The organism is Streptacidiphilus alkalitolerans (assembly GCF_042511045.1).
Taxonomy (GTDB): domain Bacteria; phylum Actinomycetota; class Actinomycetes; order Streptomycetales; family Streptomycetaceae; genus Streptacidiphilus; species Streptacidiphilus alkalitolerans.
Map to the genome: position 1 here is coordinate 130,678 of NZ_JBHEZX010000006.1, position 26,227 is coordinate 156,904.

25 protein-coding genes and 1 pseudogene are annotated in these 26,227 nt (G+C 71.5%); 12 read left to right on the forward strand and 14 right to left on the reverse strand.

What is annotated here, in order from left to right; all coding sequences use genetic code 11:
- Positions 1-41: 41 nt before the first annotated feature.
- The 6 genes from ACEZDG_RS15680 (at position 42) to ACEZDG_RS15705 (ending at position 5,509) form a co-directional block, all read left to right on the forward strand.
- On the forward strand, positions 42-1,025 hold the full coding sequence (locus ACEZDG_RS15680; protein WP_380508915.1) for a serine/threonine-protein kinase: 984 nt from the start codon (positions 42-44) through the stop codon (positions 1,023-1,025).
- Positions 1,018-1,476, forward strand: a complete 459-nt coding sequence (locus ACEZDG_RS15685; protein ID WP_380508918.1) for a hypothetical protein — start codon at positions 1,018-1,020, stop codon at positions 1,474-1,476. Before ACEZDG_RS15680 ends, ACEZDG_RS15685 begins: the two co-directional genes overlap by 8 nt.
- Before the next feature lie 180 nt (positions 1,477-1,656).
- Positions 1,657-2,634, forward strand: coding sequence for a hypothetical protein (locus tag ACEZDG_RS15690; protein ID WP_380508921.1), 978 nt, complete (start codon positions 1,657-1,659; stop codon positions 2,632-2,634).
- Positions 2,624-3,388: a vWA domain-containing protein gene (locus ACEZDG_RS15695; protein ID WP_380508925.1), complete on the forward strand. Its 765-nt coding sequence runs from the start codon at positions 2,624-2,626 to the stop codon at positions 3,386-3,388. Before ACEZDG_RS15690 ends, ACEZDG_RS15695 begins: the two co-directional genes overlap by 11 nt.
- 67 nt (positions 3,389-3,455) lie before the next feature.
- Positions 3,456-4,289, forward strand: a complete 834-nt coding sequence (locus tag ACEZDG_RS15700; RefSeq protein ID WP_380508928.1) for a PP2C family serine/threonine-protein phosphatase — start codon at positions 3,456-3,458, stop codon at positions 4,287-4,289.
- On the forward strand, positions 4,286-5,509 hold the full coding sequence (locus ACEZDG_RS15705; RefSeq protein WP_380508931.1) for a hypothetical protein: 1,224 nt from the start codon (positions 4,286-4,288) through the stop codon (positions 5,507-5,509). Before ACEZDG_RS15700 ends, ACEZDG_RS15705 begins: the two co-directional genes overlap by 4 nt.
- A gap of 304 nt (positions 5,510-5,813) precedes the next feature.
- Here ACEZDG_RS15705 and ACEZDG_RS15710 read toward each other — a convergent pair whose 3' ends face one another.
- The 6 genes from ACEZDG_RS15710 to ACEZDG_RS15735 form a co-directional block, all read right to left on the reverse strand.
- On the reverse strand, positions 5,814-6,518 hold the full coding sequence (locus ACEZDG_RS15710) for a Type 1 glutamine amidotransferase-like domain-containing protein (RefSeq protein WP_380508934.1): 705 nt from the start codon (positions 6,516-6,518) through the stop codon (positions 5,814-5,816).
- Positions 6,519-6,594: 76 nt separating this feature from the next.
- A complete protein-coding gene (locus ACEZDG_RS15715) occupies positions 6,595-7,665 on the reverse strand; it encodes a hypothetical protein (protein ID WP_380508937.1) in 1,071 nt (356 codons plus the stop codon).
- Positions 7,666-7,693: 28 nt separating this feature from the next.
- Positions 7,694-7,969, reverse strand: coding sequence for a WXG100 family type VII secretion target (locus tag ACEZDG_RS15720; protein ID WP_380508940.1), 276 nt, complete (start codon positions 7,967-7,969; stop codon positions 7,694-7,696).
- A gap of 373 nt (positions 7,970-8,342) precedes the next feature.
- On the reverse strand, positions 8,343-8,498 hold the full coding sequence (locus ACEZDG_RS15725; protein ID WP_380508943.1) for a hypothetical protein: 156 nt from the start codon (positions 8,496-8,498) through the stop codon (positions 8,343-8,345).
- A 12-nt stretch (positions 8,499-8,510) separates the two neighbouring features.
- A complete protein-coding gene (locus tag ACEZDG_RS15730) occupies positions 8,511-9,053 on the reverse strand; it encodes a hypothetical protein (RefSeq protein ID WP_380508946.1) in 543 nt (180 codons plus the stop codon).
- A 119-nt stretch (positions 9,054-9,172) separates the two neighbouring features.
- Positions 9,173-9,913 carry a GntR family transcriptional regulator gene (locus tag ACEZDG_RS15735; RefSeq protein WP_380508949.1) on the reverse strand — a complete coding sequence of 247 codons (741 nt, stop codon included), beginning with the start codon at positions 9,911-9,913 and terminating at the stop codon, positions 9,173-9,175.
- A 182-nt stretch (positions 9,914-10,095) separates the two neighbouring features.
- Between ACEZDG_RS15735 and ACEZDG_RS15740 the strand changes: the two genes are divergently transcribed.
- From ACEZDG_RS15740 to ACEZDG_RS15750, 3 genes are read left to right on the forward strand one after another with little or no spacing between them, the layout of a single operon-like run.
- On the forward strand, positions 10,096-10,629 hold the full coding sequence (locus ACEZDG_RS15740) for an SRPBCC family protein (RefSeq protein WP_380508951.1): 534 nt from the start codon (positions 10,096-10,098) through the stop codon (positions 10,627-10,629).
- Positions 10,629-10,967: a YciI family protein gene (locus ACEZDG_RS15745; protein ID WP_380508954.1), complete on the forward strand. Its 339-nt coding sequence runs from the start codon at positions 10,629-10,631 to the stop codon at positions 10,965-10,967. The genes ACEZDG_RS15740 and ACEZDG_RS15745 overlap by 1 nt, the downstream gene beginning before the upstream one ends.
- 37 nt (positions 10,968-11,004) lie before the next feature.
- Positions 11,005-12,219 carry an RNA polymerase sigma factor gene (locus ACEZDG_RS15750; protein ID WP_380508957.1) on the forward strand — a complete coding sequence of 405 codons (1,215 nt, stop codon included), beginning with the start codon at positions 11,005-11,007 and terminating at the stop codon, positions 12,217-12,219.
- A gap of 229 nt (positions 12,220-12,448) precedes the next feature.
- Here ACEZDG_RS15750 and ACEZDG_RS15755 read toward each other — a convergent pair.
- Positions 12,449-12,913: pseudogene (locus tag ACEZDG_RS15755) on the reverse strand (class I SAM-dependent methyltransferase); the annotation flags it as partial.
- 174 nt (positions 12,914-13,087) lie between these two features.
- The gene (locus ACEZDG_RS15760; protein ID WP_380508960.1) at positions 13,088-14,497 is read right to left on the reverse strand and encodes an MFS transporter; all 1,410 of its coding nucleotides are present in this window, start codon (positions 14,495-14,497) and stop codon (positions 13,088-13,090) included.
- A gap of 207 nt (positions 14,498-14,704) precedes the next feature.
- On the opposite strand from ACEZDG_RS15760, the gene ACEZDG_RS15765 reads away from it, so the two are divergent.
- Together ACEZDG_RS15765 and ACEZDG_RS15770 are read left to right on the forward strand one after the other, a co-directional pair.
- Complete coding sequence (locus tag ACEZDG_RS15765) at positions 14,705-15,601, forward strand: LysR family transcriptional regulator (RefSeq protein WP_380508963.1); 897 nt, start codon at positions 14,705-14,707, stop codon at positions 15,599-15,601.
- Between the two features lie 81 nt (positions 15,602-15,682).
- Positions 15,683-16,396: an SGNH/GDSL hydrolase family protein gene (locus tag ACEZDG_RS15770; protein ID WP_380508966.1), complete on the forward strand. Its 714-nt coding sequence runs from the start codon at positions 15,683-15,685 to the stop codon at positions 16,394-16,396.
- A 90-nt stretch (positions 16,397-16,486) separates the two neighbouring features.
- Here ACEZDG_RS15770 and ACEZDG_RS15775 read toward each other — a convergent pair whose 3' ends face one another.
- From ACEZDG_RS15775 to ACEZDG_RS15800, 6 genes are all read right to left on the reverse strand, one after another.
- Positions 16,487-17,302, reverse strand: coding sequence for a sugar phosphate isomerase/epimerase family protein (locus ACEZDG_RS15775; protein ID WP_380508969.1), 816 nt, complete (start codon positions 17,300-17,302; stop codon positions 16,487-16,489).
- A complete protein-coding gene (locus ACEZDG_RS15780) occupies positions 17,299-18,417 on the reverse strand; it encodes a Gfo/Idh/MocA family protein (protein WP_380508972.1) in 1,119 nt (372 codons plus the stop codon). Before ACEZDG_RS15780 ends, ACEZDG_RS15775 begins: the two co-directional genes overlap by 4 nt.
- A 37-nt stretch (positions 18,418-18,454) precedes the next feature.
- The gene (locus tag ACEZDG_RS15785) at positions 18,455-19,579 is read right to left on the reverse strand and encodes a substrate-binding domain-containing protein (protein WP_380508975.1); all 1,125 of its coding nucleotides are present in this window, start codon (positions 19,577-19,579) and stop codon (positions 18,455-18,457) included.
- A 17-nt stretch (positions 19,580-19,596) separates the two neighbouring features.
- Entirely contained in the window at positions 19,597-20,466 is an 870-nt protein-coding gene (locus tag ACEZDG_RS15790) for a carbohydrate ABC transporter permease (RefSeq protein ID WP_380508979.1), read from the reverse strand.
- Positions 20,467-20,561: 95 nt separating this feature from the next.
- Positions 20,562-21,518 (reverse strand): carbohydrate ABC transporter permease, encoded by a 957-nt coding sequence (locus ACEZDG_RS15795; RefSeq protein WP_380508982.1) that lies wholly within the window; start codon positions 21,516-21,518, stop codon positions 20,562-20,564.
- On the reverse strand, positions 21,515-22,897 hold the full coding sequence (locus tag ACEZDG_RS15800) for an ABC transporter substrate-binding protein (protein ID WP_380508985.1): 1,383 nt from the start codon (positions 22,895-22,897) through the stop codon (positions 21,515-21,517). The genes ACEZDG_RS15795 and ACEZDG_RS15800 overlap by 4 nt, the downstream gene beginning before the upstream one ends.
- A 232-nt stretch (positions 22,898-23,129) precedes the next feature.
- Between ACEZDG_RS15800 and ACEZDG_RS15805 the strand changes: the two genes are divergently transcribed.
- Positions 23,130-26,012 (forward strand): polysaccharide lyase family 8 super-sandwich domain-containing protein, encoded by a 2,883-nt coding sequence (locus ACEZDG_RS15805; protein ID WP_380508988.1) that lies wholly within the window; start codon positions 23,130-23,132, stop codon positions 26,010-26,012.
- Positions 26,013-26,227 lie beyond the last annotated feature (215 nt).

Below are 26,227 nucleotides of genomic sequence, written 5' to 3' on the forward strand. Positions count from 1 at the left end.
CACGGCGTCGGGGACGGCGAGCCCGGAGGGGGGTGGGCGCTGTGCGGACTCCGGTCAGCGATCCGCTGCGGGTGGGGCCCTACCGCATCGTGGGCCGGCTCGGTTCCGGCGGCATGGGGTGGGTCTACCTCGGCAGGTCGGCCAGCGGCCGGGCGCTGGCCGTCAAGGTGGTGCGCCCCGAACTGGCCTCCGACCCGCAGTTCCGGAGCCGCTTCGCCCGCGAGGTGGAGGCGGCGCGTGCGGTCAGCGGAGCCTTCACCGCGGCGGTGGTCGACGCCGACACCGAGGGCGAGCCGCCCTGGCTGGCCACCCTCTATGTGGCCGGGCCCTCGCTGGCCGAGGCGGTGCGGACGGACGGGCCGCTGGCCGAGGCCGAGGTGCGGCGGCTGGGGGCCGGCCTGGTGGAGGCACTGCAGGCGATCCACGCCGTCGGCGTGGTGCACCGGGATCTCAAGCCCGCCAATGTGCTGCTGGCCGAGGACGGCCCCCGGGTGATCGACTTCGGCATCTCGCTGTTCGGCGGATCGAGCTCGATCACCACCGTGGGAACGGTGATGGGGACCCCGCCGTTCATGTCCCCCGAGCAGTTCAAGGGCGAGCTGGTAGGACCGCCCAGCGACGTCTTCTCGCTCGGGGCGGTGCTGGCCTTCGCGGCGACCGGGAACGCGCCCTTCGGCTCCGGCACCGGCGTGCTGTACCGGGTGCTCCACGACCTGCCCTCGCTGGAGTCCGTTCCGGCCGGGCTGCGGAGGCTGGTCGAACGCTGTCTGGCCAAGAACCCGGCCGACCGGCCGACCACCGCCGCGCTGCTGGACGAACTCGCCACCGAGGCCGCCCCGGTCCCGGTCTGGCCGCCGCCGACCATCGCCGAGAACATCCAGTCGCGCAAGGACGACCTCGCCACCCGCAACCACAGCCGGGGCTCGGTGGCCTCCGTCCCGTCCTGCCTGCTGCTGCACGCCCAGGCGCTGCTGGACGCCGGGCTGACCGACCGGATGGTCGCCGAGGCGGTGGGCCGTGGCTGACAGCGAGGCCGTCTCCGCTCCGACCGCCCTCGAACTGGGCCTGCACTGGCGGAAATTGGTGACCGGCTGGGCCGAACGCAGCCACTACCTCCCGGCGGAGGACGAGGCCTCGGTCTCGCTGGACTTCGACCTGGCCGGCTCCGACCGCCGGGTGACCGTGCGCTTCATGACCACCACCAGCCTGCTGGTGGCCTTTATGACGGACGGTCACACCCTGAAGGCGGACCAACTGGCCCTGGCCGCCGCCGCGTCCAACGCCTGGAACACCGAGCAACTGGTCCCGATGCTCTCGGTCTGGGACGTACGCGGCCCCAACCCCTGCCTGGCCGGGGTCTGCGTACTACCGCTCACCTGCAGGATGACCCACCAGGAGTTCGGCGCACTGGCGGCCAAGTGGGCCGACCACGCACGCCAGATGTTCACCCGGTGCCACCGGGTGTTCCAGCTGTAACGCACACCTGTCACGCATACCTGTCACGCACACACAGGAGAAGGAACCCGGGGGAAGGGGTACCGCACAGTGGTGTCATCCAGCGCGGTCGGCACGGCGGAGGCAGTCGGCACGGCGCGGCGAAGACCTCCGGCCGGGCGAGCCCCGGCCTGGGCCCTGGCCCCGGCCTTAGGTGGGGCCATGGGTGGGGCCCTGCTCGCTCCGCTGCTCGGCCTGGCCCTGGCCGGCCCCGCGACGGCTGCCGGAGCGACTGCCAAGACGCCGCCGGCCTGCACCACGGTGCTCTGCACGGTGCAGCAGGCCAAGCAGAACACCGTCGTCACCGAGGAGCTCACGGCCTCGAAGACGGTCACCGACCTCGGCGACCTGGCCGCGCTCAAGCGCGAGCTCCTGCACCACACGCTGCGGGTGACGGTGGATCACAATGTCGTCACCGGACCGGGCGGGAGCATCCTGCTCGACCTGGCCGCGGAGGACCACCGGTTCGTCGACGGATCCAGCCGCATCTCCACCCTCGACTCCGACCAGACCAAACAGCTCACCACCCTGCACAACGGCTGCGACGCGCTCTGCGGCGCGCTGACCGGGACGGGCCCCGGGCAGAGCAAGGCCCTGCCGGCGGAACTGCAGGGGAAGAACCTGCTCAAGGACAACCAGGCCGAGCCGATTCCGTCCAAGCCCGGCGCCGACTGGCTGCTGCGCGGCGGACTCGGCGCCCTGCTGCTGGTCCTGCTGGCCGTACTCGCCCTGGTGGTCCTGCGCTCCGGCGGCATCCGCTCCCGCCGCTACGCAGGCCCGCAGCCCCCCGGCGACCGTCGGTCGGCCGCCGACCAGGAGCAGTTGGCGACGACGGCGTTCCGCCTCCCGTCTCAGGCCCAAGCCCAGGCCCCGGCCCCGGCCGCGCGCCGGATCCCCCGGCCCAGCGAACTGCGCCGCGCCACCATCGCCACGGACCTGCATCCGCAGGGCTATGTCGACATCGACCAGTGCCTCTACCGCGCGGTCTGGTCGGACCCGGACCAGCCCGCACCACCGCCCGGCGGGGCCGTCGAGGTGGGCCGGGCCGATCCCGACGACCCGGCCCAGGACCCGGAGGTCCTGCTCGCCTTCCCGCCCGACCTGACCGCCTCCCCGCAACGGAGACTCCATGCGCAATGACCCGCACGCGAAGACCCTCCCTTACGAGTACGCCGACATCGAGATCGAGAACAACGCCCAACGGCTGCCGCTCGTCCTCTGCCTGGACACCTCGCACTCGATGCTGGGCGGGCCCATCGGCTCGCTCAACGCCGCACTGCAGGAGTGGACCAGGGAACTGCACGACGACGTCAGCCTCAGCTACAGCGTCGAGGTCGCCGTGGTCACCTTCGGCGACGCCGGAGTGAACGCCTGGCAGGGCCCCAACCTGCTGTCGCGGCAGGCCAGGGTCAGCCCCTTCGTCCCGGCGTACCAGTTCCAGCCGCCGATGCTGAAGGCCGCAGGGGTGACCCTGATGGCCGAGGCGCTGGAACTGTCGATGCAGATCGTCGCGGCCCGGAAGACCGAGCTGCGGCAACTCGGCCTGCAGTACTACCGGCCGCAGATCTGCCTGGTGACGGACGGTCTGCCGACCGACGCGACCGGGCACCTCACCGACACCTGGCAGCGCATCGTCCCGGTGCTGACCGAGGAGCAGCGGGCCAAGCGGTTCCGGCTCTACGCGATCGGCGTCGGCAGCGTCACCGACCGGGCCGAGGAGGTGCTGCGGGCGTTCGCCCCGGCCTTCAACGCCCGGCTGCAGGGATTCCCGTTCCGCGAACTGCTGCAGATGATGTCGGCCAGCGCCAACGCCGAGCAGAAGGGCGCGGGGGACGAGGTCTTCGAGAAGATCTTCAGCCAGTTCAAGACCCAGCGCCCCGCCTGGGAATCCTGAGCCGGGGGGACGGGCGGACCAATGGACATGGACGAGGAAGCGGGCTGATGGACGGGAAAGCAGGCTGATGGACGAGGAAACGGTCGCGCTGCCGACCGGACGCCGGGCCGGCGACTGGCGGATCCACGGCGTCAGCGTCGAGGGCTACCGGCACCGGCGCTCCGGCATCCCGTGCCAGGACGCGCACCTGTACACGGTCTCCGGGCCGCCCCGGTCCTCCGTCACCGTGCTCGCGGTGGCCGACGGCGCCGGCAGCAGGCCCCGCTCCGACGAGGGTTCGGTCCTCGCGGTCGAACTGGCGGTGGACCGCTTCGCCGACCGGGCCGCGGGCCGGGCCGGCGGCCGTCCGAGGACCGGCGCCGAGGTGCAGGCCGCCCTGCGCGAGGCGTTCCACGACGTCCGCACCGAGTTCCTGCGCCGAACCGGCCAGGACGCGGACCAGTTCGCCACCACCCTGACCGTGGTGGTGCTCACCCCCACCTGGATCGGCCACGTCAGCGTCGGCGACGGCTTCGCCGTGCTCAGGGCCGGGACCGTGGACGGCGTCCCCCAGTTCCATCTGCTGCCGCAGCCCGCGGCGGTCAGCGAGTACAGCAACGAGACGGTGTTCCTCACCTCCGCCGACGCCGAACGCCGGCTCAGCACCGCCTGCGTCACCGATCCGGGCGTGGACGGCGTGCTGCTGTCCACGGACGGCCTGGCCCAGGTCGCCCTGTCCTGGACGGACGGCCAGCCCCGGCGGCCCAAGGAGTCCTTCGTCGCGGCGGTGCTGCGCACCCTGGACCGTCCGGGCGCGGACCCCGAGGAGGACCACCGGGCGCTGGCCGAACTGCTCCGCTCGGACCGGCTCACCGCCGTCAATGCCGATGACAAGACACTGCTGAGGGCGGTGCGCCGATGACCGGACACAGAATCCTGCTGAACACCCGTCAGGTGGAACTGGCCGAGCAGCCGCTGAAGAGCGGCGGCGAGGCAGCCGTCTACACGGTGGTCGGCGACGACGACATCGTGGTCAAGCTCTACCGCGACCAGCCCGGGCCCGAACAGGAGCGCAGGCTGCAGCGGATGGTGACGATGAATCCGCTGGGCGGCCGGCCCACCGACAGCTCCCAGCCGTCCGAGCTCGCCTGGCCCACCGCCCCGGCCCGCAGCCCCGGCGGCGAGTTCCTCGGCTACGCCATGCACCGGTTCGGCGAGCCCGAACACGTACGGCTGGTCGGGCTGTTCACCCGCTCGCAGCGGCTGCGGCTGTTCCCGGGCCGGGTGGACTGGCGGTTCCTGCTCGGAGTGAGCTGGAACCTGGCCTTCATGACCGCCCGGATGCACCACGAGGGGCTGGTCGTCGGCGACTTCTCCAGCAACAACGTGGTGGTGGACGGCAACGGCTTCGTCACCTTCCTGGACTGCGACTCCATCGCCTTCACCGACCCCGGCAGCGGCGAGTACTTCCCCTGCCTGATGCAGACCGCCGACTACTGCGCCCCCGAGCGGCAGCGCGGCGGCCCGGCCACCGAGGCCAGCGACGACTTCGCGCTGGCGGTGCTGATCTACCAGCTGCTGACGGTCGGCAACCACCCCTTCGGCGGGGTGCCGCACGACAGCGACTCGCAGTCGACGGTCAAGGACAACATCGCCGCCAGCTGCTCCTATGTGGTCCGCCCCGAACGGATCATCGTGCCGCGCGGGGTGATCGACCCCACCGTCCTCCCCCCTGACCTGCTGCTGCTCGCCCGCACCGCGTTCGGCCCCGGCGTCACCGACCCGGCCGCCCGCCCCTCGGCGGAAGCCTGGCTCCGCGCGCTGGACGCGGAACGCTCCCGGGTCCAGGTCTGCCACGTCCGACCGCACCACAGCTACGGCTCCCACCTGTCGGCCTGCCCCTGGTGCGAACGCACCGACCGCACCGGCCACGACGACTTCAACCAGACCCCCGCCGCCCAACGCGTAGACCCAGCCGCCAAGAACGGCACCGGCGTGGGCGGGGGCACCGCCGTCGACGGCACCGGGACGGGTACGGACGGGACAGTCGCCCCCAAGGAGAACCACACCCTGCGCAACGTCCTGCTGGTCCTGGCCGCACTCATCGTCCTGATCGTCATCATCAGCGCAGCCTCCGGCTGAGCCCCGACCGGCCGGCGGCCCAAGACGTCAACGCCGACGCCAAAGGCCGACCGCCCGGTACTCCGCAGCCGCGTCCGGCCTCAACAGGGCCACTTGCTCGTCGGTCAGGGGGCCGGTGCGCGTGGCGATCTCACCGAGTGATTCACCGGCGGATGCTGCGAGTATGTACTCGGATGCCGGGTCGCTCGCAATGTCGACAAGGACGCTACGGGCCCTGGGATCGTCGCTTGCACCCAGGTCCATGGCCGCGTCGTCCCGTTCATCCAAGCGCGCTGTCGAGTCAGCTACCAGCCTGATAAGCGCTTCAGTCCGTCTTGTCTCCACCTGATCCATTCTCGACCTCCGGTGCAAAGAGTTTCCAGTGCCCCTCGGAGACGACCTCGATGGCACCGTCCACCACCTTGATGGCCGTGTCGTCGTCGAGCGCGTACCCCGGCACCGGCACGCGCGTGGCCCACTTCTCGGCGTCGGCCATGGTGTTCGCCGGGCACATCACGTTGTCCAGATGCGGGAAGATCGAGAAACCGACCAAGCCCAGCGCGCTGTCACCGCCGGCGGCCGGCTTCCAGCCCACGAACTCCTCGCCGACGTGCGGGGCCATCACCATGCTGCCGGCGCTCAGTCCCACATAAACCGTCTCGCTCAGCGAGGGAAACAGCTCCGCCAGGCCCGACTCACGCATCCAGTGGTGCAGATACAGCACGTCGCCGCCGCACACCAGCAGGGCATCGGTCTCCCGGACCAAGGGGATCCAGCTCTCCGTGTCGATGCTGGGCAGCGCGGTCAGCTCCAGCATTCCCACGGACTTCCATCCCAACTCGACCAAGGGCGTGGACGTCTGCCCGGCGATCTGCTGCCACGTCGCGACCGCGGTCCCGGGCAGCATCCCGTACATCGCGGTGGGGATGCACAGGGCGGTGGACTCGGCGATGGGTTTGCCCAGCAGGTCGACGAGCGCGTCACGGATGCTCTGGTTGCTGACACCGCCGGAGGTGAGGAGAAGCTTCATCGCGCCTTCCTTGTCCATCGAGAACCGAGACCGGCCACGGCAAGTTCTTCGGCAGACGAGTCAATCACGGTGCGCTCTAGGCCACACCGTTTCTTCGGTAGGGGTAGTAGGGCCCGGAGCCGGGGAAGTACGGGTACGGGATGACATGGGAGACGCAGCCGTCGGAGCCGCTGTCCTCGATGCCGATGTACTGGGTGTGGGCCGCGTCGGCCCAGCCCGCGAAGATCAGGGTGTGCTCGCCCGCGATCATCGCGTCGCCGGGTTGGAGCTCGTCCATGGAGATCCGGTGCGAGACGTCGGGGCTCATCAGCCCGTAGGTGTCCAGCCCCGGGCCCGGCAGTCCCCAGGCGTCCGAGACCAGGCCCGAACAGTCGACCCGGTAGCCGTTGGTGACGGACGACTGGCTGTAGCCGAGCCGGCGCCGGGCCCGTTCCAGCGCCCGCCCGACGATGCCCGACCGCTCCGCGGACACGCCGTCCAGCCTCGGCTCGTCGACGACACCGCCGCCCTCCCCGTTTCGCGGATGCCGCCGCCCACCGTCCGACCAGCCGTCCCAACCACGGCCGTCGGTCTGCGTCTCCCAGTCGCCGGTGGCCCCGTCATGCAGGGGTCCGCCGCCGGTGCCGCCGCCCCCGGCGCCGTAGCCGTAACCGCCCCCGCCTCCGCCCCCGCTGCTGGCGGGTCCCGAACCGTCAACCACGGTTCTGCCGAAACCCGCTGAGGCAGATGCGGTGGCCATCGACATCGCAGGCAGCGCCATGGACGCCATCGCCACCCCCGCCCCGGGGTTGATCTTCTTCAGCCCCTCCGCGACCTTGCGGTCGGTGGCCTGATACTCGGCCGCCACCGCCTTGATCTTCTGCGCGTCCTTGGCGATGTCCGCGGTCAGTCTCACCTTGGTCGCCAGCAGGTCGGCGACCTGGGCTTCGATTCCCTTGACCTCCCTGACCAGATCCCGCACGACCCCGAAGTCGGCGCTTCCGGCCCCCGCGCCCGCCAACAGGTTGGTCGCGGCGGCTTTCGCCATCACCGACCGGATCCGACCCAGATCCTGGCCCATCTCGGCCATACGTTCGCCGACGGAGTGCCAGTCCTGCTGAACCTCCGTCAGTTCATGGAGTTGAACACCGAATTCCCTGCTTGCCACGGAAATCCCCCCTTGCTCTGCGCGCTGATCAGTAGCGGTCGGCGAGGTGCTCGACCGACCTGCCGAGGTCTCCGAGATCGTCGGCCACCCCGGCGAGTTCACGCGCCCGCGAACGCGCATGGGCGACAAAGGCGTCCGACGCCTCCCCATGCCAATGGAGTCCGCCGAGCGCGGCCGTGACCTCCTTGCCGAGCCGCTCCACCTTCGCGCCGAGCGCGGCGAGTTCCGCCGCGATCCGGCGCAGTTCCTGGGTGCCGCCGAACATCCGACCGATGGCCCAGTGGGCAGTCTCAGCCGACGTCATGCCACTCGCTGTGCTTTTCGGGCCGTCGCCGACCTGATTCAGGACACTCAAAACCGCCCCCCGTGGTTTCGTCATCGGAAAAAGAAAAAAGCCCAGCTCACACCGAGTGAGTCCTGAGCTTCCACAGAGCCGCCACCGAGAACCAGGCATCGGTGCTGCGCGGCACCTGCCCGTGCGGCTGATTGAACTATCCCCCATGATGCACGCCCCGCAGGCCCCCCTCCAACAACCGTCAACCGAAAGAGTGACCACCACTCCCGATCCGAACGCTCATTCCCATAACCTCCCCGCCGACCTGGCTCTATCGGGGGCGCACCGCCACGCCGCACCCAGACAGCGAGCCCCCACCTGGGCGGGGGCTCAGCCACACCAGCTACTCGGGCGAGTCGCCCACGACCGGCTTCAGAAGGAATGCACGCAGCGGTCGCGGCCGGGTGTCCGGGCGATCCCGGTCCTGCTCGCCTGCGCGCAACTGCTCCACGACTGCGGCGTACTTCGGATTGACGCAATCAGGCATCAGCACCTCCATTCCGCGAGCAGCTTACGACTGGCAGCCGGATTCCAAGCCAGCCGACTCGTCACCCCCGCCGGGCGGCTTCGGAATGGGGATGATCGGCCCGCAGCCACCGGGCGGGGTGTGCCAGGTCAGTGCGCCGACCGTGATCGTCTGCTGGTCAGGCCCCGTCCACAGCTCGGGATCGGGGACGTAGCCGGCCCGACCGAGAGCCTCCAACGTGCGGGTGATCACCACCGGGTCATATCCGCCATCCTCGGGGAGTTCGGGGTAGTGGTGGATGAAGCCACCCAGCCGCTCGCCCAGTTCGGCGTACACCGCTGTGTGGAGGATCAGGGCATGCCAGCCCTCGTCAACGACGGGGGACGGGGCGATGCGGGCGGTCCGGTCGTGGGCGCAGGCGGCGAGGAAGCACAAGGCGTCAGCAGTGATGCGCTCCGCCGTCCGGTGCTCCATGCCGGGGTTGTTGCTGCGGACAGTCGTGGCGACGGCCGCGAACTGAGCGTCGGTGAGCAGCTTGCGTGGGTCGTTGCCGAGGACCGTGGTTGTGGTCTGGCCGGGAGTGCTCATGGCGTCTCCTGAATCGGTGTGAACCGGACGGGAACCGCGCGCCTAGTTCCCTAAGGAACTATCCGGCGAGTTCCCTAGGGATGTCAACGGTTCGACGACCCTCCGTCAAACTCCTCTGGTCACGCTGGAAACTCCCACTCCAGCAGGTAACGGGAGGCGTCCAGAACCATCTCGTTGACTTCGACCGGCAGGCCGTCCTCGGAGTATGCGTATCGGACGATCAGCACCACTGGCGCCCCGAGGGCGAGGCCGAGTGCGGCAGCCTCGTCCGGCAGCGGCATCCGGGCCCGGACCTGCTCACGAAAACGCACCGGTCCAAGCCCGAGCTCCGCAAGTCGAGCATAGATCCCGCCCGGTCCCGGATCCGGTGCGGTAATCGCCGAGCCCGCGACCAACCGCGCCGGCAGGTACGACGTCGAAAGCATCACTGCCTGTCCTTCGACCAGATACCGACGGTCCCGCACCCACACCGGCTCGGTCGGCTCCAGGCCCAGGGCGGCGGCGACATGCTCCGGGCAGGGTTGCTCAGTCACGGTCAAGGAATCGACGGACATCGGCCGCTGATCGAGGTCCGCTTGCCAGATGGACCGGCCCTGCGCCCATTGCGCTGCTGCGAGGCGTTTCGTGGCCTGCCGCAGGATCGGCCTGAACTCCCGCACCCGGGTGCCAGATCCACGCCGGGCCTCCGTCAGGCCCTCAGCCGCCAGTACACCCAGTGCCTTTCGGGCGGTCTCTGCGGCCACCGAGTATTGGGCGACCAGGGCGTTCTCACCGGGCACCGTATCACCAGGAGCGAGTTCCCCTGACAGGATGCGCCGACGCAGTTCGTCGGCAATCAAGCGGTAGGGCGGGGTGGGCACGGCTCCTCCAGGGTGCGAGATCTCTAGGGAAGCATGGCAGGGGCAGATGGGGCGAGAGGGAGGCGGTGGGAGCTGGTCCGGGGCTGCCCCGCCGGTCGCTCGGGGAAGAATCTTGGTGCGACCGTGTAGTGGAGGGCCGTTCCCGTTCGTCATGCAGGTGACGGAGGGGTAAGGAGAGGCTCATGGACGTGGTGACGGGTGCGCAGGTGGCGGTTGCCGTGACCGTGCGGTTGGCGCGTGAGCGGATGTGGGAGCTGGTCACCGCGGTGGACCGGATCGGCGAGTGGAGCCCGGAGGCGCTGGACGGCGCCTGGGACAGCGGCGCCGACGGCCCGGGGCCGGTTTCGGGTGACCGGTTCACGGCCTGCAACCGCTTCGCCGACGGCTCGCTCGGCGCGGTGACCTGCGTGGTCACCGAAGCGGAGCGGCCGAGCGCGTTCGCCTGGACGGTTCTCGACGGTGCCGGCCTGGTCGGCTCGACCTGGCGCTATGAGCTGCGGGACGGTGACGAGCCGGGGAGCACCCGGGTTCGGCACTCGTTCACGCACGGGCCCGGCGTCACCGGCGCCCGAATCGCGGCCGAGGCGGATCCGGAGGCGCTGAACCGCCGTCTCGTCACGCTGTGCCGCAACATGACCACCACGATCACCGCGATGGCCTCACCTGTTTCGACAGCCTCGACCGCCAACGCCGATACCGCGAATGGAGCATTCTGATGAAGTACCTGATGCTGGTCTGCACGGACCCGGACCACACCCCCGGCCAGGACGACGGCGCCCCCGACGTCGAGGACTGGGTCGAGGAGATGGACGGCAAGGGGATCCGGCTGATGGGCAACCGCACCCGTCCGGCGAGCGATGCCACCACCGTCCGGGTCCGCAACCGCGAGGTCCTGCTGACCGACGGACCGTACGCGGAGACCAAGGACCTGATGGCCGGCTTCGACGTCCTGGAGTGCGCCGACCTCGACGAGGCCATCGAGGTCGCGTCCAAGCACCCGATGGCCTGGCACGGGATGATCGAGCTGCGCCCGTTCTGGCTCGAGGACGAGTAGCCGCGAGCACGCGAGTACGCAAGGGGACGCGAAGCAGGTGCAGGTGAAGGAGCAGATCGCCGGGATCTACGCCGACGGTTGGAGCCGGATCGTGGCCACCATGATCCGGTTCACCGGCGGCAACTGGGACCTGGCCGAGGAGTGCGCGCAGGACGCGTTCGCACAGGCCCTCCAGAAGTGGCCGGAATCGGGCCTGCCGAACCAGCCGCTGGCCTGGCTGACCACGGCCGCGCGCAACCGCGCCATCGACCGGATGCGCCGTGCGTCGACCGAGGCGGCCAAGCTGCGGGAGGTGGCCGCGATGGAGCCGGAGCAGCCTCCACCACCGCCCATCAGCGACAGTGAGATCCCGGACGAGCGCCTTGAGTTGGTGTTCACCTGCTGCCATCCGTCGCTGAACCTCGACGCCCAGGTGGCGTTGACCCTGCGGAGCCTGACCGGCATGAGCACCGCGGAGATCGCCCGCGCGTTCCTGGTGTCGGAACGCACCATGGGTCAGCGCCTCTTCCGCGCCAAGCAGAAGATCGCCCACGCGGCCATCCCGTTCCGGGTGCCACCGGCGCACCTGCTGCCGGAGCGCCTTCCGGCCGTACTGCATGTGCTCTATCTGCTGTTCAACGAGGGGTACGGGGACCCGGAGAAGACCCGGCTCTCCCGGGAGGCCGTCCGGCTCGCCCGGATGCTCACCGCGCTGATGCCGGACGAGCCCGAGGCCCACGGTCTGCTCGCCCTGATGCTGCTGCACGACGCCCGGCGACCGGCCCGCTTCAGCGCCGACGGCGACCTGGTCACCCTGGAGGAACAGGACCGCTCGCTGTGGGACCGGCCCCGGATCGACGAGGGCACCGCGGTCCTGGAGCGGGCGCTGCGACGGCGTCGGGCCGGGCCCTTCCAGATCCAGGCCGCCATCGCGGCCTGCCACGCCACCGCACCGACCGCGGACCGGACCGACTGGCCCCAGATCGTCGGGCTGTACGCGCAACTCGCGCTGGTCGCGCCGAGTGCGGTCGTGGACCTGAACCACGCCGTCGCGATCGGCATGGCGGACGGCCCCGAGACGGCGTTGCCGCTGGTCGACGCCATCGCCGCGACCGGGCAGCTGAACGGCTACTACCTGCTGCACGCGGCGCGTGCCGACCTGCTGCGACGCGCCGGTCGGGTGGCCGAGGCCGGCGACAGCTACCGTGCCGCGCTCGATCTCGCCCCCACCGAAGCCGAACGCCGCCTGCTCCAGGACCGACTGCGGGACTGACCCGCAGGGCCGGGCCAGGGGTCTCGGCGGGGGCCTGGGCGGGGGCCTGGGCGGGGGCCTTCGTCATGGCGGCGAGCCAGGCGTGGATACCCGCCGGATCCAGGGTGATCTCGATCGTCGCCCGTTCGAGGGAGTCGATGCGCAGGGTGTCGGCGAACGTGGCCGTGAGGGCGTCCCGGGTCAGCCGGTGCGGGCCCACCGTCCCGTGTTCCCTCGGCCGCTCCAGGTCGCTGAAGCACAGCATGAAGTAGCGGCCCCCGGGGCGCAGCGCCGCGTGCAGGCCACGGGTGAAGGCGGGACGGTCGTCCACATCGAGCATGTGGAAAAGACCGCAGTCGAGGACGGTGTCGAACTGCTCCCCCAGTTCCGCCAGCCTGCGTGCGTCGTGGTGCAGGAAGCGCGCGGTGGAACCGTGGCTGCGTGCCTTGTCCTGGGCGGTCCGCAGGGCGGTGGCAGCCAGGTCCAGGCCGGTGGCGTCGAGGCCGAGGTCGGTGCACATGAGCACGTGCTCGCCGGTCCCGCAGCCGATGTCCAGCACCCGTCCGCGGATGGCGCCCGACCGCGCGAGCCGCAGGAACTCCGGCTGCGGGTGCCCGATCTCCCACGGCGGACGGGTCGTATACAGGTCGTCCAACCGCTGCCACGGGTTGTTGTCCGAGACATTGGCGCTGTCCTGCGAGGGGTGTTCGGCCATACCGGCGCCTCCCAGCGCTGCCGTCGCCCGGACCCGCGCCCGGATTCCCGTAGCGGCAGCGCACTGCCGACCGACTGTACGCCGACCGGACACTCACCGCCGCGCGGAAGGCATGGGCGGAAGGCACGGACAGGAAGGCACGGGCGGAAGGCACGAAAGGAACCGCGGCGCCGCCTACGCCCGCCCGCGGCGGGACAGCAGCGACTGCAGCACCACGAGCGCGCCGAGGACCAGGACGGTCGCGCCGGTCACCCGCAGTCCGGCGTCCGCGCCCGAGACGAACGCGGTGACCACGTCGTGAGCGCGGCCGGGTGCGGTCGTGGCGAGTGCCTGGGCCACGGTGTGCGGATCATGGTCGGCGCGGATGTCCGCGGGCAGCGCGGCCACGAACCGCGAGGTGAGCACCGTGCCGATGACGGCGACGCCGAGGGCGCTGCCGAACTCGCGGGTGGTGGCCTGCAGTCCGGCTCCGACGCCGGCCTGGTCCGGCGGCAGCGAGCCGGCGATGGCGCCGGAGAGCGTCGGCAGCGCCAGCGTCACGCCCACACCGGTCACCACGAGCCACGCGGCATATCCGATGTACGGCGTCTGCGGGCCGCTCGTGGACAGCCCGAGCAGCCCGCCGCCGACGAACACAAAGGCGAGGGCGACGGTGGTCTCGAGGCCCAGGCGCTGGGACAGGCGTCCCACCTGCCGTGCGCCGAGGATGATCGGGACGGTCAGCGGGATGATGCCGAGGCCGGTCCGCAGCACGCCGAACCCCATCCCGTACTGCAGGAACGACGCGTTGACGTAGAACAGCGCGAACATGCCGAAGAAGACCGTGGTCATGCCGAGGCAGGCGCTGCGCAGGCCCGGGACGCGGAACAGCCGGGGGTCGAGCAGCGGGTGTTCGACCCTCAGTTCGACGATGGTCCACAGCGTGAACAGCACGGCGGAGCAGGCGAATCCGGCGACCACGACCGCGCTGCCCCAGCCCGCCTCCGGGCCCTGGACGATGCCGAGCAGCAGCGCGACCGACGCGCCGACGAGCAGGACCGCACCGAGCGGGTCGAGTCGGCGGGCATGGCGCGCCGACACCGGCGACACCCGTCCCACCAGCGCGGCGAGGAGCAGGGCGATCGGCACGGTGGCGGCGAACAACCAGCGCCACGAGCCGCCCGTCAGAATCGCCCCGCCGCCGACATTGCCGACGACTCCGCCGATGCCCGTCATCGATGCCCAGGTCGCGATGGTCGCGCCCTTGCGTTCGGTCGGCACCGCGTGCAGCAGCACAGCCAGGGTGTTGGGCAGCACGGCGGCGGCGCCGACCCCGGTGACCGCCCGGCCGACCAGCAGCAGGGCCACGTTCGGCGCCGCCGCCGAGACCACCGCGCCCACCGCGAACAGGGCCAGTCCGGCCAGCAGGACGCCCTTGCGCCCGAACCGGTCGCCGGCGGCCCCGCCGGGGATCACCAGGCAGGCGAAGAAGATCACATAGGTGTCGACGATCCAGACCAGCGCCGACGCGGACGGGTGCAGTGCGCTCCCGGCGAGCATGGGCACGGCGAGGTTGATCGCGGCGACCGTCCCGACGACGAGCACGACGCAAGCGCACATGACCGCCAGCAGGCCCCGCTGCGAGACCGGGCGGGATGGACGCGTCGGACGGGATGGACGCGTCGGCCGGTCGCGCGACGTAGAAGCATGATCACGGGCCAGGGGGTTGAGTACCATGCCCACGACGTTAGGGACGCCGACACCCCTCGTGCCACGCAACTTTGGCAAGGCTCAATTGCGTAGCATGCAACTATGCCCGAGCAGCTCGACCTGAACCTGTTGCGTGTGTTCGACGCCCTGCTCCAGGACGGCAGCGTCACGGGGGCGTCCGAGCGCCTCAATCTGTCCATCCCGGCCACCAGCCGGGCCCTGGGCCGGTTGCGCCGGGCGATGGGCGACCCGATCCTGGTGCGCGCGGGCCGGGGCATGGCGCCGACCCCGTTCGCGCTGCGTACCGCGCCACGGGTGCGGTCGCTGCTGGACGAGGCGTCGGCGCTGGTCAGCGCCGACCGCGAGGTCACGGTCGGCGACCTCAAGCGCACCTTCACCATCCGCATCAACGACGGCGTGGCCGCGACCCTGGCGGTCGCGGCGGTCGACGCCACGGCCGCGGTCGCCCCGGGTGTGATCCTGCGCTTCGTCACCGAGGGCAGCGAGAGCATCGAGGCGCTCCGCGACGGCTCGGTCGACCTGGATATCGGCGTCGGCGAGGTTGCGGCCCCCGACATCCGCACCGCCACGCTCTACCGCGAGCGGCTGGTCGGCATCGTCCGCGCGGACAGCCCGCTGGGCCGCCGGCGTCCGCCGACCCTGGCGCAGCTGTGCCGGCACCCCCACGTCTCGGCCTCCCGGCGCGGACGCAGCCGCGGACCGCTGGACGACGCGCTCGACGCGGCGGGCCTGCACCGCCAGGTCGCCGCCGTTGTGCCCACCTTCGCCGTCGCCGCGCTGCTGGTCGCCTCGAGCAACTACGTCGGACTCGTCCCGCGGCGGCTCGCCGAACAGCACGGCGGGGCCCTCGGCCTCCGCTGGTTCCCCGTCCCGGCCGCCCTCCCGGAACTCGAGGTGCGCCTGCTCTGGCACGCCCGCCTGGACGCCGACCCGGCGCAGCGCTGGCTGCGCGACACCATCCGCGCCGCGCTCGGCTGACTTCACGTCGGGACGCCCGGTCGCGCGGCACTATGGGAACGTCCGCCGAGGCGAGTGGAAGGGGGGCCGGAGGACATGAGGATGTCGTCGTTGGCGCTGCCGGTGGCCATCGTGCTGACCGGATTCAGCGGCCTGTGCTGCGCCCCCTCCGCCCGGGCCGCCGTCACCCGCGCCCTGCTGCGGATCGAACCGCTCGGCGACTCGATCACCTGGGGCCAGGGGAGCAGCACCGGCGACGGCTACCGGGGGCTGCTGGGAAGCGAGTTGACCAGCGAGGGCTACACCCTGGACTTCGTCGGCCCGGTCCGGAGCGGCAGCATGTCCGACCCGGACAACGAAGGCCACAAGGGCTGGCGCATCGACGAGATCGCCGGCCTCACGGACTCCACGCTGGCCGCCTACCGGCCCAACGTCGTCACGCTGCTGCTCGGCACCAACGACCTGGTCCAGAACTACCACGTGGCGACCGCGCCCGACCGGCTGCACGCGCTGGTCGACCGGATCCTCGCCGACGACCCGACCGCGACCGTCCTCCTCGCCGACCTGCCCCCGTCCACGTCCGCCCGGGTGGCGCAGGCGGAACCGGCCTACGACGCGGCCGTCCGCGGCATCGTGCGGAGCGAACGGGCGGCCGGCCGGCACGTCGGATATGTCGACATGGGCGCCCTCACCACCGCCGACCTCGCCGACCAGCTGCACCCCGACGACACCGGCTACCGGAAGATGGCCGACGCGTGGAACCGCGGCATCCGGGCCGCGGACGCCGCCGGATGGCTGCGGAGGCCCCAGCCCTGACCGGCCCGGTGAGCTCCGGCCCCGCCGGGAAGTGCCGTCCAGCAGCTTCTTCCTGAGACGACGGAGGGCTACCGGTCAGTGACCGTGCGGTCATGGGCGTGGCCCCGCAGGGGCGAGTGCCTGCTGGAGCCAGGCGCTCGCGGCGGCGAGGACGTGCGGGTCGAGCAGCTGGGCCCGGGGGTACCAGCGGGCCTCGTACTCCCAGACCAGCCATCCGCCGTAGGCCGACCGCCGCAGGGCCTCGCAGACCTCCCGCAGCGGCAGGGTGCCCGCGCCCAGCGGCAGCGGGGTCAGGTCCTGCGGCGGGCGGGCGTCCTTGACCTGCACGTATCCCAGGCAGCCGGCGAGTGCGCGGAGCGACGCCCCGGGCTGCTCACCGGCCAGGTGAGTGTGCATCATGTCCCAGATGCCGCAGGCGCTCCCGCCTGGGACCCGGTCGAGGACCCGCGCCACGTCGGCCGCCGCGGCGTGCGAGTCGTGGGTCTCCATTCCGACCTGGACGCCGAGCGAGGCCGCCAGGTCCGCGACGGCGGACAGGCGGCGCACCGCCCTGTCGTCGTTCCCGCCCGCAGCGGCGGCCCGGTCACCGCCGGGGAAGACCCGGAGGTAGCGCGCCCCGAGGTCGGCAGCGAGCCGGAGGTGCTGCCGAAGGTCGGCGACCACGGGTCCGTCGGCGCCGGGAGCGGCGACTTTGGCGTAGCCGGCGAGAGATAGCGGCACGACCCCGGCCCCACTGAACTCCCTTACCAGTGACCGGCGTTCGGCCCCGGTCAGAGCGGTGTGGACGGGTTCGTCGGCGGCGCAGCGCAGTTCGAGTCCGGCGTACCCGCTGTCGGCGGCCAGGCGGAGCACGTCCCGCAGCGGGGTGGACGGCAGGCCGAGGGTAGAGAGGGCGAGGTCGGTCAACTGGCGCTCCTCGGAACCAGTTCCAGGTCCGGATCCGCTTCCGGCTCCGGATCCGGGTCGGGGTTGGGGCCCGGGTCGGGGCCCGGGTCGGGGCCCGGGGCCGGGACGGGGCCGGCGCCGAAGCGGGTCGGCCGACCGGTCGCGCAGGAGCGGTAGACGGCGGTGACGACCTCGATCACCCGCAGTCCGTGGTCCGCCGTGACCGAGGGCGCGCGCTCCCCGCGCACCGCCGCGGCGAAGTCCAGGAGCTGCCGGCGGAAGGCCTCGGGTACGTCGGTGGCGGCCTCGGCCGCGAGCAGGACCGGGGTGCCGGCCCCCGGGCCGGTGTAGGGGTGGAGCGACGCACCGGTGCCGCGGGAGACCTTGATCGCGCCGCGTTCGCCGATGAGCACCAGCTCGTCGTGGTACGGGAGTCCGGCGCTGGTGACGGCGATATGGCCGACCAGGCCGCCGGTCAGCTCCAGCCGGGCGAGGACGTCGGTCTCCACCGGGTGGGTCTCCCGGTGGGCGGCGCTGGCGCTCACCGTGCGGACCTGGGCGCCGGTCAGCCAGAGCAGTCGGTCCACGCAGTGGGTGCCGATGTTCATGAACACCCCGCCGCCGGAGACCGCGGGATCGAAGAACCAGGACGGCCGGGTGCCGGGCCGGTAGTCCGTGCTGCGCCGGTCGTCGACCATCAGCAGCGGGCCGATCGCGCCGTCGTCCAGGGCGGTCCTGGCCGCGGCCATGGGGGGCAGGAAGTGCTGGATGTGACCGATGAACAGGACGACTCCCGCCTCGGCGCAGGCGCGGGCCATGGCCAGGCAGTCCTCGACCGTGGTGGCCATCGGCTTCTCGCACAGGATGTGGACGCCGGCGGCGGCGCAGTCGAGCACGATGTCGCGGTGCAGCGCGTGCGGGGTGTTCACCACGACCGCGTCGACCAGTCCGGAGGCGAGCAGGGCCCGGTGGTCGGTGAAGCAGGCGGCCTGCCAGGACGAGGCCACCGCCTGGGCGGTCGCGGGGAGGAGATCGCAGACGGCGGCCACCCGCACCCCCGGGGCGCGGTGGGCGGCCTCGGCGTGCAGGACGCCGACCGCGCCCGCGCCGATCAGGCCGAGCCGGATGTCAGTCACGAGAGGGATCTTCTCCTTGGTTCATCGGTTCATCGGTTCATCGGGGAGTTGTGCGCAGGGAGCCGCAGGAGGAGCGAACGGTGATCGCCGGACGCAGCAGGATCTGGTGCGGCGAAAGGCCCGGCTGGTCGATCCGGCGCAGCAGCAGGTCGGCCGCGGTGCGGCCGAGCAGTTGCTTGGGCGGGGCGACCGCGGTCAGCGGCACCGCGGCCAGGTCGGCGATCTCGTCGTCGTAGGCCACCAGGGCGAGGTCGTCGGGGACGGAGAGCCCGGCCCGCTGCGCGGCGGTCACCAGCAGGGTCGCCTGCCGGTCGCCGAAGCAGACGGCGGCGGTGGCCCCGGCCGCGCGCAGCTGCTCCAGGCAGCGTTCGGCGGTGGCGGGGCTCCACTCCTCCCGCTTGGCCCGGAACTCGTCCGAGGTGCAGCCCAGTTCGCCGATCGCCTGGTGGAAGCCGTGGCTGACGGGTTCGGTGGTGGGGCTGTCCTCGCGCAGGACCAGGCCGATCGAACGGTGGCCCAGGGCGGCGAGGTGGCGCACCGCGTCATAGGCACCGGCCTCGTGGTTGGTGCAGACGTACTCATTGGTGTCGGCCAGGCTCAGCCCGCGTCGTTCCACCAGCACGGCGGGGACCGGAAGCGCGGCCAGCCGTCGCAGCTGCCGCTCCGCGGCCTCGCCGCTGCCCAGGGTGGGCACCAGCAGCAGTCCGTCGACGCCCGCGTCGAGCATGTCCTGCAGGTCCCTGGCCTCCCGGGCCGGGTCGTAGCCGGAGCAGGAGAGCAGCAGCCGGGCACCGGCCGCGGAGAGCGCCTGTTCGATGCCCTGGAGCACCGTGGGGAAGTAGAAGGCGGTGTCCGGGACGATCACCCCCACCAGCGCCCGGCTCCCGGCCCGCGCGGCGTCGTCCGCGGCGAGCACAAAGGTCCCGGAGCCCTGACGGCGGATCACCAGGCCCTCGGTGACCAGGTCGTCGACCGCGCGGCGGACGGTGCTGACCGAGGTGCCGCTGCTGTCGGCGAGTTCGTGCTCGGTGGGCAGTCTGGTTCCGGCCGGCCAGCTGCCGTCGCGGACCTGTTCGCGCAGTCGGGCCGCGAGTTCGCGGAACTTCAGGTCGCGTGCCTGGCGTGGCAGCGGACCGGATCCGGTCCTGGATGGGTCTGTCATGGTTCTCCCCCGACTGATTACTTGACCGCGCCGATGGTCATGCCCTCGATGATCCTGCGGCCGAGCCACACGTAGCACGCGAGCAGGGGCAGCACCACCAGCGCGACGCCGGCGAACAGGCCGCCCCAGTCGGCACCGTTGTACTGCATCTGCTGGAGGAACCCGAGCAGGGCCAGCGACAGTGTCCGGTTGTCGCCGCTCTGGATGAAGATCAGCCCGAAGACCGTCTCGCCCCAGTGCTGGATCACGTTCAGGATCAGCGCGGTGACCAGGCCGCCGCGGGCCAGCGGCAGCATCACCTGCCAGAAGGTGCGCAGCGGCGAGGCGCCGTCCAGGGCTGCCGCCTCCTCCAGTTCGACCGGGAGCGTGCCGAAGAAGCCGGTGAGGAAGAAGGTCGTGAACGGCAGCGAGGTGGCGACGTAGACCACGACGAGTCCGAACAGGCTGTCGACCAGGTGCAGGCTGTCCATGACCACGTACAGCGGGAGCATCACCACCTGGGCGGGCACTCCCAGGCCGAGGGCGAAGAAGAGGGTGAGGCCGTTGTTCCACCGGGTGGTGATCCGGCTGAGCGCGTAGGCGGCCGGAGCCGCGAGCGCCAGCGTCCCCAGGGCCGTGCCGAAGACCACCACCAGGGTGTTGCCGAAGGCCCGTCCGAACTGCCCGGCCGACCAGGCGCGGGCGAAGTTGTCCAGGTGCAGGTGGTGCGGGAGGGTCCAGGGGCTGGTGAAGATGTCGGCGGCCGACTTCACCGAGGACAGCAGGATCCACAGGCCGACGAGGATGTTGAAGCCCACGACGAGCCAGACCAGCGGAACGCCGAGGAGGGTGGTGGGAGTGAGCCGGCAGCGCAGGCGTGCGAACGGCCCGGGTGCGGTGACTGCCATGGCGGGCTGACCTCCGGAGCGAGGGGCGGAACAGGGAGCTGGGGGCGTGGGGGTCTGGAGGCACGGGGGTCTGGAGGCGCGGGGTCCCGTGGGGCTCAGAACTGGACCGCGTCGCGGCGCATCACCCGGCGGATCAGCACCACGAGCACACCCACCAGGGCGACCATGACCACCGCGCTCGCGGCGGCCGAGCCGTAGCGGGGTACGCCGCCCGAGGCGAAGGCCTCGCCGTAGGTGTAGAGGGCGGTGTTCCAGACCCCGGTGTCCGGCATCTGGCCGGTGGCCCCGGCGAAGGCGTAGATGAACTCGAAGACCTTCACCGCGCTGATGGTCCACAGCACCGCGCAGATCCCGACCACGTCCCACATCAGCGGCAGCGTCACATGACGGAACTTCTGGAAGGCGTTGGCGCCCGCCAGTTCGCAGTCCTCGTACAGCTCCGCCGGGATCTGGTCGACGGCGGCCATCAGGATCGTGGTGTAGAAACCGGTGGAGGTCCACACCAGGCCGATCATGATGACCCGGAACAGGTCGCCCTGCCCGAGCCAGTGCGGCGGGTGGTGCCAGCCGGCCGCGCCGAGCAGCGAGTCCACCAGCCCGCCCTGCTGGAACAGGAAGCCCCAGAGGATCGCCAGCACCACGCTGGAGACGATGTTGGGGAAGAACAGGACGGCCCGCGCGGCCTTCCGGCCGCGCATGTCGCGCAGCACCATCGTGAGCCCGAAGGACAGCAGGAAGGTCAGGCCGCCGACGCCGAAGACGATCCACAGGGTGTTGCCGAAGGCCTGGTGGAAGGTCGGGTCGAGCCACAGCCGCTGGTAGTTGTGCAGACCGACGAAGGTCATCGGTCCGGCCCCGGCCCACTTGTTGAAGCTCAGCCAGACCGTGAACAGCGAGGGGCCGGCGAAGAACACCCCGTAGACCAGCAGCGCCGGGGCGAGGAACGGCCAGAACAGGCGGCGGCGCCGGGCGGCCAGCGGTCCGGCCTGCCGCGCGGTCGCCGGACGGGCGGGACGGCGCGTCCGGACCCGCCCGCCGGCGACGGCCGTCACGAGGCCATCTTCCAGTAGTCGGCGGTGCCGGACTTGAGCTTGGCGGCGAAGGCCGAGGGGCTGAGGCTGCCGTCGATGAAGGAGGTGTTCAGCGGCAGGAACACCTTGGTGTACCACTCGGCGGCGGTCTCCTTGACCCCGTCGAGGGCCTCCGCGACCTTGCCGGAGTTCATCGCCTTCTGCGCGTCGGCGAGGGCGGCGGGGGCGGGTATGTCGGCCCGCGGGGTGATGTTCTGGGCGGTCGTGGAGATGCCCGACAGCTGGCTCTTGGCCATGAAGTAGGCGATGAACTTCTCCGCGGCAGCCGCGTGCTCGGCCTTCTTCGGGATGGAGAACCCGATGGTGGAGACGTCCTGGGTGGTGTCCCCGCCCGCGGTCATGGCCGGGAAGGGGAAGGAGCGGTACTGGAAGCCGGCCTTGGCGAACGGCCCGGTCTCGCTGGGGGTGAAGGTGCCCAGCAGCAGGAAGTCCGACTTGCCCGCGGCCCACTTCTGCTGCACCGCAGGCCACTTGGAGCCGTTGTAGCCGGCCGTGAAGTCGCCTGCCTTGATCAGTTGCTCGACCTTGTTCAGCGCGTCCAGGAACTCCGGGTCCTCGAACTTGGCACCGCTCCTGTCGGTGGCCGCCGCGCCGAACGCGCCCGGGCCCATGGTGCGCAGCACCGAGTAGTAGGTCCAGAAGGCGGCGTAGTCGGGGATGTCGGCGTCCAGCGCCAGCGGTCCCGCGCCGCCCCTGGCGGCCTTCCGCTGGGCGAGCAGCTGGGTGAACGCGGCCCAGGTGGCGGGCGGGTTCGCGGCGACGGCCGGCAGGTCGGCGGCGTTGTACCAGACCTGGTCGGCGACCACCTCGTAGGGCACCTCCCACAGGCTGCCGTCGGTGGTCGTCAGATCGAGGTACGTCTTGGGCAGGACGCTGCCGACCGTGCTGCCGCTCTCGCCCGGGACCGCCTGCTTCAGCACCGGGGTCAGATCCAGCGCCTGCCCGGTCGCCTGCAGCTGCGCATAGGCGAAACGGTCCTGCGAGTCGATCAGGTCGGCCGGCACATGGGAGGTGTTCAGGGTCGGGGCCAGCTGGGTGGCGACCTGACGGCCCTTCCACTGCACGGTGACCTTGATGCCGGTGTCCTTGGTGAACTGGTCGATCGCCGCCTGCAGCACCTTGGCCTGCGGCTCGTCCTTGTTCCACATCGACCAGTAGCTGAAGGAGGTGTCGCCGGCCGCGGTGCCGGAACCGGCGGCCCCGCCGGCGGAGCCGGAGCCGGAGGCACAGGCGCCGGCGGTCAGGGCCAGGGACGCGCCGACGGCGGTGGCCGCGAGCAGACGGCGCAGGCGCGAGGAGGAGCCGCGGACGGTGGATCTGGACTGGTCGGGGAGGTTCATGGGGTCTCCTCAGGGATTCTGCTGCGGGGTTGCCCAATGATTTCCCTCCATTCATTCCTCAGTCAACGGCCCATAGAGGCAATGAATTGCGAATGAATTGAGGCTGCCATCTCAAATGCACCATTTGATAATTTTTGTCCGCTGATGATTCATCAGCAATTGACTCTTGACTCATTGGGCGACGGTTTCCTACGGTGCGCCGACCCCACCAGCCGGACCCCCTGGAGTGCCGATGGACGCCGTTCCCCGCCGCCGATTCCTTCAGCTCGCCGCCGTCGCGGTCGCCGCAGGCGCGGCGACCCTCACCGCGAACCCCGTCCGCGCCTATGCGACCGACGCCTTCGACGCCCTGCGCGCCACCTGGACCACCCTGCTCACCGGCGGCGCGATCAACCCGGCCGACCCGGCCCTGGCGACCGCCCTGGCCACCCTGAACACCACCGTCACCGGCTACTGGAACACCATCGCCCCCAACGCCGGCGCCGGCACCCTGTGGCCGGGCCTGCCGCTGAGCAACTCCGGCAATATGACCACCAGTTACAAACAGCTCGCGGCCATGGCCACCGCCTACGCCACACCCGGCAGCACGGCCACCGACGGAAGCGGGCGCGCCCTGTACCGCAGCGCCGCCCTGGGCGCCGCCGTGGTCGGCGGGCTCGACTTCGTCGCCGCCCAGGCCTACACCGCGACCGCGAGCGAGATCGGCAACTGGTGGGACTGGGAGATCGGTTCGCCCAAGGCCATGCTCAACGCCGCGCTGCTGGTGCAGCCCCTGCTCTCGACCGCCCAGATCGCCTCCTACACCGCGGCCGTCGACCACTTCGTCCCCGACCCCACCCTCAATATGCAGGGCACCTCACGCGCCGCCTCCACCGGAGCGAACCGGGTCGACCTGTGCCAGGCCGTCGCCCTGCGCGGCATCCTGGGCAAGGACAGCGAGCGGATCTCCACCGCCGCCGGCGCCCTGTCCGGCGTCTTCCCCTACGTCACCGGCGGGGACGGCCTGTACGCCGACGGCTCCTACGTCCAGCACACCCACGTGCCCTACACCGGCACCTACGGCATGGTCCTGCTGCTCGACCTCGCCGGACTGTTCCAGCTGCTGGACGGCAGCGCCTGGGCCGTCACCGACCCCGCAGCCGCGAACATCTACAGCTCGGTCACCTCCGCCTTCGCCCCCTGGGTCTGGAACGGCCTGTGCCTGGACGCGGTCCGCGGTCGCGCCGTCTCCCGGATCCAGGAGAGCGACCTCTACGACGGCGGCGTGATCACCCAGGCCGTCCTGCAACTGGCCCTCTCCGCACCGGCCGGCCAGGCCGCCGACTTCAACGGCATCGCCAAGGGCTGGATCACCGCCGACAACGGCTACGCGCCCTACTACGGCACCGCCTCCGTCCCGGCGATCGCGGGCGCCGAACCGGTCATGGCCGACAGCTCCGTCCCTGCCACCCCCGAACCCGACGGCCTCGGACTCTTCCCCGGCATGGACCGCGTGGTCCACCGCCGCCCCGGCTGGGCCTACGCGATCGCCCTGTCCTCCGCCAGGACCTCCACCTACGAGTCGATGAACGGCGAGAACCTCCACGGCTGGCACACCGGCGACGGCATGGGCTACCTCTACCTCGCCACCGACCTGCCGCAGTTCACCGACAGCTTCTGGCCCACCGCCGACCCCTACCGCCTGCCGGGCACCACCGTCGACACCCTCACCCTGGCCAACGCGGCCGGCACCGGCCACCTCTCCCCCGCCACCTGGGCCGGCGGAGCGGCCGTCCCCGGCGGCTTCGGCTGCGCGGGCATGGACTTCCGCCAGTACAACTCCACCCTGGTGGCCAAGAAGTCCTGGTTCCTGCTCGACGACACCGTCTTCGCCCTCGGCGCCGGCATCACCGGAGGCAGCGGCGCCGACGTGGTCACCACCGTGGAGAACCGCAACCTGCACACCGACGGCGGCAACCGCCTCACCGTGAACGGCACGGTCCAAACGGTCCAGCCGGGGGCGACGGCCGACTGGTCCGCCACCCTTCCCGCGACCGGCTGGGCGCAGCTCGACGGCGTCGGCGGCTACCTGTTCCCCGGCGGCGCCACCGTGCAGGCGACCCGGACCGACCGCACCGGGGCCTGGAGCGATGTCAACACCGGGGGGCCGACCACCGCGATCACCCGGCCCTACCTCTTCCTCGGCCTGGACCACGGCACCGCCCCCTCGAACGCCTCCTACGCCTACGCCCTGCTGCCCGGCTTCACCGCCGCGCAGACCGCCGCGCGCTCGGGGCAGCCCACCGTGACCGTGCTCGCCAACACCGGCAGCGTCCAAGCCGTGCGCTGCGACCGGCTCGGCCTGATGGCGGCCAACTTCTTCGCGGCCGGCACCGTCGCCGGAATCACCGTCAGCGCGCCCTGCTCGGTCGTGCTGCAGCAGTCCGGCCACCGGCTGGACGTCGCCGTCGCCGACCCCACCCACCTCGGCACCGGCGTGACCGTCCAGATCGCCCGCGGCGGCACCGTCCTCAGCGCCGACCCCACCGTCACCGCGACCGCCGGCTCCGCGCAGCTCACCCTCGCGGTCAACCTCAACGGAACGGCGGGCGTCACCCAGCACAGCGCCTTCACGGTGACCAGCACCGCACTGCCGGCGGTCGCCGACAGCTACGTACGCGACGGCAGCTACGCGGGGACCAACTACGGCAGCGCCACCACGCTCGTGGTCAAGAACGCCGGAACCACGGCGAGCGGCTACAGCCGCGCCGCCTACCTCGCGTTCGACACCAGCGCCCTGCGCGGAGCCACCGTCACCTCGGCCGTGCTGCAGGCCTACGGCTTCGTCTCGGACTCCGGCGGAACCCAGGCCGCTGTCACCGCCTACTCCGTCGCCGACACTGCCTGGACCGAGTCCGGCCTGACCTGGAACACCATGCCCGCGCTCGGCACCGCGCTGGCGACCACCACCGCCACCGCCACCCCGGGCTGGCTCTCCTTCGACGTCACCGCCCACCTCCCCGCCCCCGGCCGCACCACCCTCGCCCTCGCCGAGGCCACGGCCGGGCTCGCCGTCGTCCTCAACTCCAACAACGCCACCAGCAACCCGCCCCGACTGGTGATCACCACCACCTGAACCGCCGCCCACGCAACGGCCCCGAACGCATCGTCAGGGGCCCCGCCACCTGGGTCGGCCCCCGCCGATCCAGGTGGCGCACCAACCGTGCAGCGCAAACCCGGGCGGGGCATGCGAGCTCTCCGGCCATCCTCCGGGTGCCCGCAACGCGCTTGCCCCTGTACTTGTTTGAGGTAACCCGTGTCCATACGCGCCAGAGGTGCCGTCGCTGTCAC